Origin of the sequence: Nocardiopsis sp. CNS-639 (assembly GCF_000381685.1) — a bacterium.
Classification (GTDB): Bacteria; Actinomycetota; Actinomycetes; order Streptosporangiales; family Streptosporangiaceae; genus Nocardiopsis; species Nocardiopsis dassonvillei.
In genome coordinates this window covers 20747-27234 of record NZ_KB906892.1, presented here as the reverse complement: position 1 = coordinate 27234, position 6488 = coordinate 20747, and the positions used below count along the sequence as shown (strand labels likewise).

Sequence of the window (6488 nt, the reverse complement as noted above, 5' to 3'; positions counted from 1 at the left end):
GAAGTACCGGTGGCGTTGTGCCAAGCCGACCACGTCACCTCCTTCTCCCGAGGAGGGCGCACGGTGGTGGCCAACCTGCAACCGTTGTGCGGGCCGCACAACCGGGCCAAATACCAACGCGAACTCCGCACACACCACCACCAAGGACAAGAACAAGGACGGGGACGGGGACGGGGAGGAGACCACCCACCCGGCAGGGATCCGGATCCACCACCCCGGAAATGACCCCCGGCTACGCCGAGCCCCGGCATGCCCGTGCCCGGCAGGTGGCCCGGGCCCCGCGCCCACCGTGGTCGCTGCCACCGTCGCCCACCCCGCTTCGGGGCCGGGACCGCTGCCCGAGGCCGGAGGACCCGCTCGCCTTTGGTGCCAACGCAGCAAAGCCCCACCACGTGTGAACAGCAAGCGTTGCTCACCCTCCCCCACCACTACGCGGCAGCTGGCGACGCCGCCACCGGCCACCACCCGCAGGTGGAGCGTTGAACGGAGCCCCCAGACACCCGCTGCCTTTGGTGCCAACGCAGCAGAGGCCGATCAGCCTCCGACCTCAGGCGTTGGTCACTCTCCCTGGCCACTTCGCGGCAGCTGGCGCCGCTGCCTCCGGCCACCACCAGCAGGTGGAGCGTTGAGCGGAGTCCCAGGCACCCGCTGCCTTCGCTGCCAACGCTGCAAAGCCCAGCCGCCCCCGAGGGCCAACCGTTGGTCACCCTCCCGCACCACTTCGCGGCAGCTGGCGCCGCCACCTTCAGTCACCACCCGCAACCAGGTCGTTGAACGGAGCCCCCAGACACCCGCCGCCTTCGCTGCCAACGCAGCAAACCCCCACCACCCCCGAACCCCGGGCGTTGGCCGCGGACCGAACCACTTCGCGGCAGCTGGTGCTACCGCTGGAGCGAGCAACCACGCACGAACAGCAAGCGTTGACCGCTTGCCTGGCGTACCCCGCTTCCCCGAACAGGTGCGGCGGGGAGCCCCGAAGAACTCCCCGCCGCACCTTCACGGACCCCGGCGCTGTTCGCCGACCGGCGGAACCGACCTCGTCACGTCATCTCGTGCCTCGCCCCACCCCGACCCGACTCACCCCCACACCAGACTGACCTGCCCCGGCCAGGCCGGGCCAGGCCAGGCCCGGCCCGGTCCGTCACAACGAGGCACGCACCCTCTCCACGATCCGGGGCACGGACACGCCGTAGCGGTCGTAGAGGGTGGGCAGCGCCCCCGCGTCCAAGAACTCGTCCGGCAGGCCGATGTGCTCCATCCGCCGGGCCACCCCGCGCTGGACCAGGGCGGAGGCCACCGACTCGAACAACCCGCCCACGACCGAGTGGTTCTCCAGCACGAACACCCTGCGGTCCCGGCCCACCTGCTCCAGGACCGTCTCCACGTCCAGCGGCTTGATGGTGGGCACGTGCAGGACCGCCACACCGATCCGGTCGGCCTCCAGCTCCGCGGCGGCGCGCAGCGCCCGCTCGGTCATCATCCCCGAGGAGACGAACAGGACGTCGTCACCTCCGCGCAGGAGCGCGGCCTCGCCCAGCCGGAACTCGTAGTCGTACTCGTCCAGCACCGTGGGCACCGCGCCGCGCAGGATACGGGTGTAGGTCGGCCCCTCGTGCGCGATCAGCTGCGGGACCGCCTGCTCGATGTCCACCGAGTCGCACGGGTCCACGATCACCATTCCGGGGATGCCCCGCAGCAGGGCGATATCCTCGGTGGCCTGGTGGCTGGGCCCGTAGCCGGTGGTCAGTCCGGGCAGCGCCGCGACGACGTTGACGTTCAGGCGCGGCTCGGCGATGTCCAGGCACAGGAAGTCGTAGGCGCGGCGGGTGGCGAAGACCGAGTAGGTGGAGGCGAAGGGCACGAACCCCTCCATCGCCAGCCCGGCCGCGGCGCCCATCATCACCTGTTCGGCCATGCCCATCTGGTGGAAGCGGTCGGGCATGGCGTCACGGAAGACGTGCATGTCGGTGTACTTGGCCAGGTCCGCCGACAACCCCACGACGCGCTCGTCCTCGCGCGCGGCGCGCACCAGGGCGTGCCCCAGGGGCGCCTGGACGGTGCGCGCGCCCTCCTCCGCGATCGAGGCGATCATGGCGTCCGACGTCAGCTTCCTGCCACCGACGCCACCGACGCCGCCGGTGCCTCTGGTGCCAGTGGTGCTGCTGGTGGTGGTGTTCATGCCGTGTACCCCTCGTATCCCTGGCGCAGCTGCTCGCGCGCGGTCTGCCATTCGTCCTCGGCCACCCGCATGAAGTGCAGCTTCTCCCTGCTCTCCAGCATCGGCACCCCCGCGCCGATCCTGGTGTCGCACACCAGCGCCGTGGGCGAGCCCCGGTGCTCGCGCAGCTCGTCCAGGGCCGCGGCGACGGCGGCCACGTCGTTGCCGTCCACCCGCAGGGTGTGCCATCCGCTGACGCGCAGCTTCTCGTCGGCGGGTTCGGTGCCCATGACCTCCTGGGCGGGGCCGTCGGCCACCTGGCGGTTCATGTCCACGATCGCGGTGACGTTGTCCAGGCGGTGGTGGGCCGCGGCCTGCACCGCCTCCCACGTGGAGCCCTCGCTGAGCTCGCCGTCGGAGAGCAGGTTGTACACGCGGGCGGGGTTGCCCTTGCGGCGCAGCCCCAGTCCGACGCCCACCGCGATCCCCAGCCCGTGGCCCAGGGAGCCGCCGGAGATCTCCATCCCCGGCGTGTAGGTGGCCATGCCCGACATCGGCAGGCGCGAGTCGTCGGTGGCGTAGGTGGTCAGCTCCTCCTCGGGGATGATCCCCGCCTCGGCCAGGGCGGCGTACAGGGCGATGGCGTAGTGGCCGATGCTGAGCAGGCAGCGGTCGCGCCCCTCCCACTCCGGCTCCTCGGGACGCAGCCGCAGGTGGTCGGCGTACAGGGCGGCGAGCACGTCGGCGAACCCGAGGGCCTGGCCGATGTAGCCCTGGCCCTGGACCTGGGCCTGGGTGAGGGCGTTGAGCCGGATGCGGTAGGCGGCGGCGCGCAGACGTTCCAACCTGGCGGTGTCGACGCCGCCTCCGGGTCTGGTGGCGGTCTGGTTCATGGGGACCTTCCTCGGTGTGCGAAGGGTGTGGTTCGGGGGGCGGCGCGTCCCGTCCGGGACGCGGGGGTTCAGACCAGTGCCCAGGTGAGGCCGACGAGGGCGAACCCGCTCGTGCCCAGGACCGTGACGAGCACGCTCCAGGTGCGCAGGGCGTCGCGCACCGACAGGCCCAGGTAGCGCGAGACGATCCAGAAGCCCGAGTCGTTGACGTGGGACAGGCAGATGGCGCCGCAGCCGATGGCGAGGTTGATCAGGGCGATCTCCAGGCCGCTGTACCCGCCCGAGGCGATGGCCTCGGCCAGGAGCCCGGAGGTGGTCAGGGCCGAGACGGTGGCCGATCCCTGGGCCGCCCGCAGCAGCGCGGCCAGGCAGAAGGCCAGGAGCAGCAGGGGCAGCCCCAGGCCGAGCATGCTCTCGGAGAGCACCTCGCCGATGCCGCTGGCGGTGAGCACCCCGGCGAACGCGCCGCCCGCTCCGGTCACGAACACGACCACCGCCGCCGGGGCGAGCGCGGCGTCCATGACCGAGCCGACCGAACGCATCGACCAGCCGCGGCGCACGCCCAGCAGGTACAGGGCCAGCAGGCAGCCGGTGAGCAGCGCGAAGGGCGGGGCCCCGACCATGGTCAGGAAGCGCAGGGCCGTGGAGCCCTCCTCCAGGAAGAGTCCGGCGACGGTCTGGAGGCCGATCATGAGGATGGGGACGGCGATGACCGTGATCACCGCGGCGGCGCTGGGCGGGCGCTGCGGCTCCACCCGGGGGCGGACGGAGACCTTGGCCGCGCCGGAGGCGCCCGCGCCGTCCGCCCCGCCGATACCGCCCGTACCGCCGGTGCCGTCCGGGGTCCCGGCGCCACCGTCCGTACCGCCGGATCCGGGCTCACCGGTGTTCTGCTCGTACAGTTCGGCGGTGGAGGGCAGCATGGCGTACGCGCGCCGGTTGAGCAGCTTCGCCGTGTAGTGGGCGACCACGCCCACCGGGAGGATGAGCGCGGCGCCCAGGAGGGTGACCAGCCCCATGTCGGCCCCGGTGAGCACGGAGCTGCCGACGATGCCGGGGTGGGGCGGCAGCACCACGTGGATGAAGAGCATCAGCCCGGCGATGGGCAGGCCGATACGCATGGGCGAGGGCAGGCGGGCCGCCCGCGAGAAGGCGTAGATGATCGGGACCAGGACGATGAACGCGACGTCGAAGAAGATCGGCACCGCGATCACCGACGAGGCGATCAGCAGCGCCACGCCCACCCTGGCCGGGCCGAGCAGCGCGCTGAAGCGCTCGGAGAGCGCGTCCGCGCCGCCGGAGTGCTCGACGATGGCGCCGAGCATCGCGCCCAGCCCCACCAGGAGGGCCACGTTGCCCAGGGTGCCGCCCAGCCCTTCCACGATGGTGGGCACCACGTCCTCGAAGGGCATGCCCGTGGCCAGGGCGGTACCGACGCTGACCAGCAGGAGCGCGACGAAGGCGGGGACGTTGAAACGGATGATGAGGACGAGTAGCGCTCCGATCGCCCCCAGGGCGATCAGTGCGAGTACGAGGGCGTCCATGGGTTCGGGTTCTCTCTGTCGTGGCGGCGCGGGTCCCGCGCACCGTCCGGAAGGCGTTTTCCGGGCATGCTGAGGGGACCGTCGGCGCCGCGCGGGGACGGGGGGCGGTGGGGGCCGGGTACGGGGCCCGGCGGGGTCAGTCCCGGTAGACCCGGATGACCTGGGAGTCGTCGTGGTCGAGCAGACCGGCCTCGGCGGCCCTGGTGTAGGCGTCGCGGGCGGCCAGGAGCAGCGGGGCGGAGAACCCGGCCTCCTCGGCGGTGTCGGCGACGAGCCCGGAGTCCTTGACGAAGATCCCGATGGTGCTGGTGATCTCGTCGGGACCGTCCGGCAGCATGCGCGGGCCGCGGTCGCCGAGCATCCAGGAGCCCCCGGCGCCGCCGGAGACGGCCTCCAGCACGTCGGCGGGGTCGAGCCCGAGGCGTTCGGCCAGGGCCAGCGCCTCGGCCGCGGCGGCGATGTGCACCGAGCACAGGAGCTGGTTGACGACCTTGTAGGACTGTCCGCGTCCGGCCTGGTCTCCGCAGTCGCGGACCGTGCCCATCGCCTCCAGCACCGGCCCGCACCGCCGGAGGGCCTCGGGGTCGCCGGAGGCGAACAGGGTCAGGGCCGCGCGCCGGGCCCCGGCCACCCCTCCGGTGACCGGCACGTCCAGCAGCCGCACCCCGCGCTCGCGGGCGCGGTCGGCGACCTCGCGCACGGGGCCGGGTCCGACGGTGCTCATGACCACGAGCACCGCGTCGGCGCGCATGGCCTCCAGGGCGCCGCCCGGGGCGGTGACGGCCGCGCGCAGCTGGTCGGGGGTGGCGACCATGACGATGACGACGTCGGCCTCACCGATTCCCGCGGTGTCGGGCTGGGCGCGCAGGCCCTGGCCCCGGGCCTCCTCGCGGCGCCGCGGCGAGGGGTCCACGCCGACCACGGTGTGCCCGGCCGCGGCGACCTGCAGGGCCATGGGCAGGCCGATGGCGCCGACGCCGACGAACATCACGGCCGTTTTCGGGCATGGCTGTGGAACTGGTGTGGTGTCCATGTGTCTTCCTTCTCCCCCGCGGGGGGTGTTTCGGGCCGGGCGGTGTCCGGCTAGCGCCCGTCGGCGGGCGCGGCGCCCTCGGTGATGCGGCGCCACAGGGTGAAGTGCTCCACCATCGCGGCCGCGGCGGCGCTGCGGTCGTGCGCCTCGACGGCGTCGACGATGGGCGTGTGGACGGTGTCCGTCCTGCGGGGTCCCTCGGCGTCGCCCTCGGCGGCGCGGGCCTCGATGTCCAGGGCCAGGGCCCGTTTGTGGGCGAGGACGTCCTTGAGCGCCAGGCTCATGCCGTCGACGAAAAACTCGATCACCGGGTTGTCGGCGATCTGGAACAGCTTCTTGTGGAAGGCGTAGTCGGCCTCGTGCCCGGCCTCGGCGTCGCCCGCGGCGGTGGCGCGGACCATGTCCTCGACGTGGCCGCGCAGGACGCGCACGTCCTCCTCGTCGGCGCGGTCGGCGGCCTCCTGGACCACGGCGACCTCCATCATCTCCCGGGCGCGTTCGACGCTGTCGTCGTCGATGTGGCCGAACTTCGACATCAGGCCGAACAGAAACTGGACGAAGGAGGCGTCGGGTTTGGTGAAGAACGTTCCCGCCCCCTGGGTGCGGCGCACCATGCCGAGCATCTCCAGGCTGCCGAGGTTCTCCCGGACGGTGGCCCGGCTCGTGCCCAGCCGCTCGGCCAGCTCCCGCTCCGTCATCAGGCGCGACTCGGTGCCCGAGGCCCGGGCCTCCGGCGCCAGCGCCTCGACCAGGGCGTCGAAGTTCGTGTCCACCGCACCTCCTGATTGGCCTGACCAATGTGAGGAAGCGTACAAGTCGCAGGTCGCGGGCGTCAATGGATTGGTAAGGCCAATATTTCC

At 72.4% G+C, this 6488-nt stretch carries 6 protein-coding genes; 1 reads left to right on the top strand and 5 read right to left on the bottom strand.

Annotated features, from left to right (window positions below; translation table 11 throughout):
- The coding region (locus G011_RS32730; RefSeq protein ID WP_231391626.1) for an HNH endonuclease at positions 1-225 on the top strand (225 nt) is incomplete at its 5' end.
- Positions 226-1141: 916 nt separating this feature from the next.
- Here the strand turns inward: G011_RS32730 and G011_RS0128800 are convergent.
- The 5 genes from G011_RS0128800 to G011_RS0128780 all read right to left on the bottom strand — a co-directional run bounded on the left by G011_RS0128800 (position 1142) and on the right by G011_RS0128780 (position 6401).
- Positions 1142-2179, bottom strand: coding sequence for a transketolase family protein (locus tag G011_RS0128800; protein WP_019611506.1), 1038 nt, complete (start codon positions 2177-2179; stop codon positions 1142-1144).
- Complete coding sequence (locus G011_RS0128795) at positions 2176-3051, bottom strand: transketolase (protein ID WP_019611505.1); 876 nt, start codon at positions 3049-3051, stop codon at positions 2176-2178. Before G011_RS0128795 ends, G011_RS0128800 begins: the two co-directional genes overlap by 4 nt.
- A 68-nt stretch (positions 3052-3119) precedes the next feature.
- The gene (locus G011_RS0128790; RefSeq protein ID WP_019611504.1) at positions 3120-4595 is read right to left on the bottom strand and encodes an SLC13 family permease; all 1476 of its coding nucleotides are present in this window, start codon (positions 4593-4595) and stop codon (positions 3120-3122) included.
- A gap of 136 nt (positions 4596-4731) precedes the next feature.
- Positions 4732-5628 carry an NAD(P)-dependent oxidoreductase gene (locus tag G011_RS0128785; RefSeq protein WP_051104425.1) on the bottom strand — a complete coding sequence of 299 codons (897 nt, stop codon included), beginning with the start codon at positions 5626-5628 and terminating at the stop codon, positions 4732-4734.
- Positions 5629-5678: 50 nt separating this feature from the next.
- Positions 5679-6401, bottom strand: a complete 723-nt coding sequence (locus G011_RS0128780; protein ID WP_019611502.1) for a FadR/GntR family transcriptional regulator — start codon at positions 6399-6401, stop codon at positions 5679-5681.
- Positions 6402-6488 lie beyond the last annotated feature (87 nt).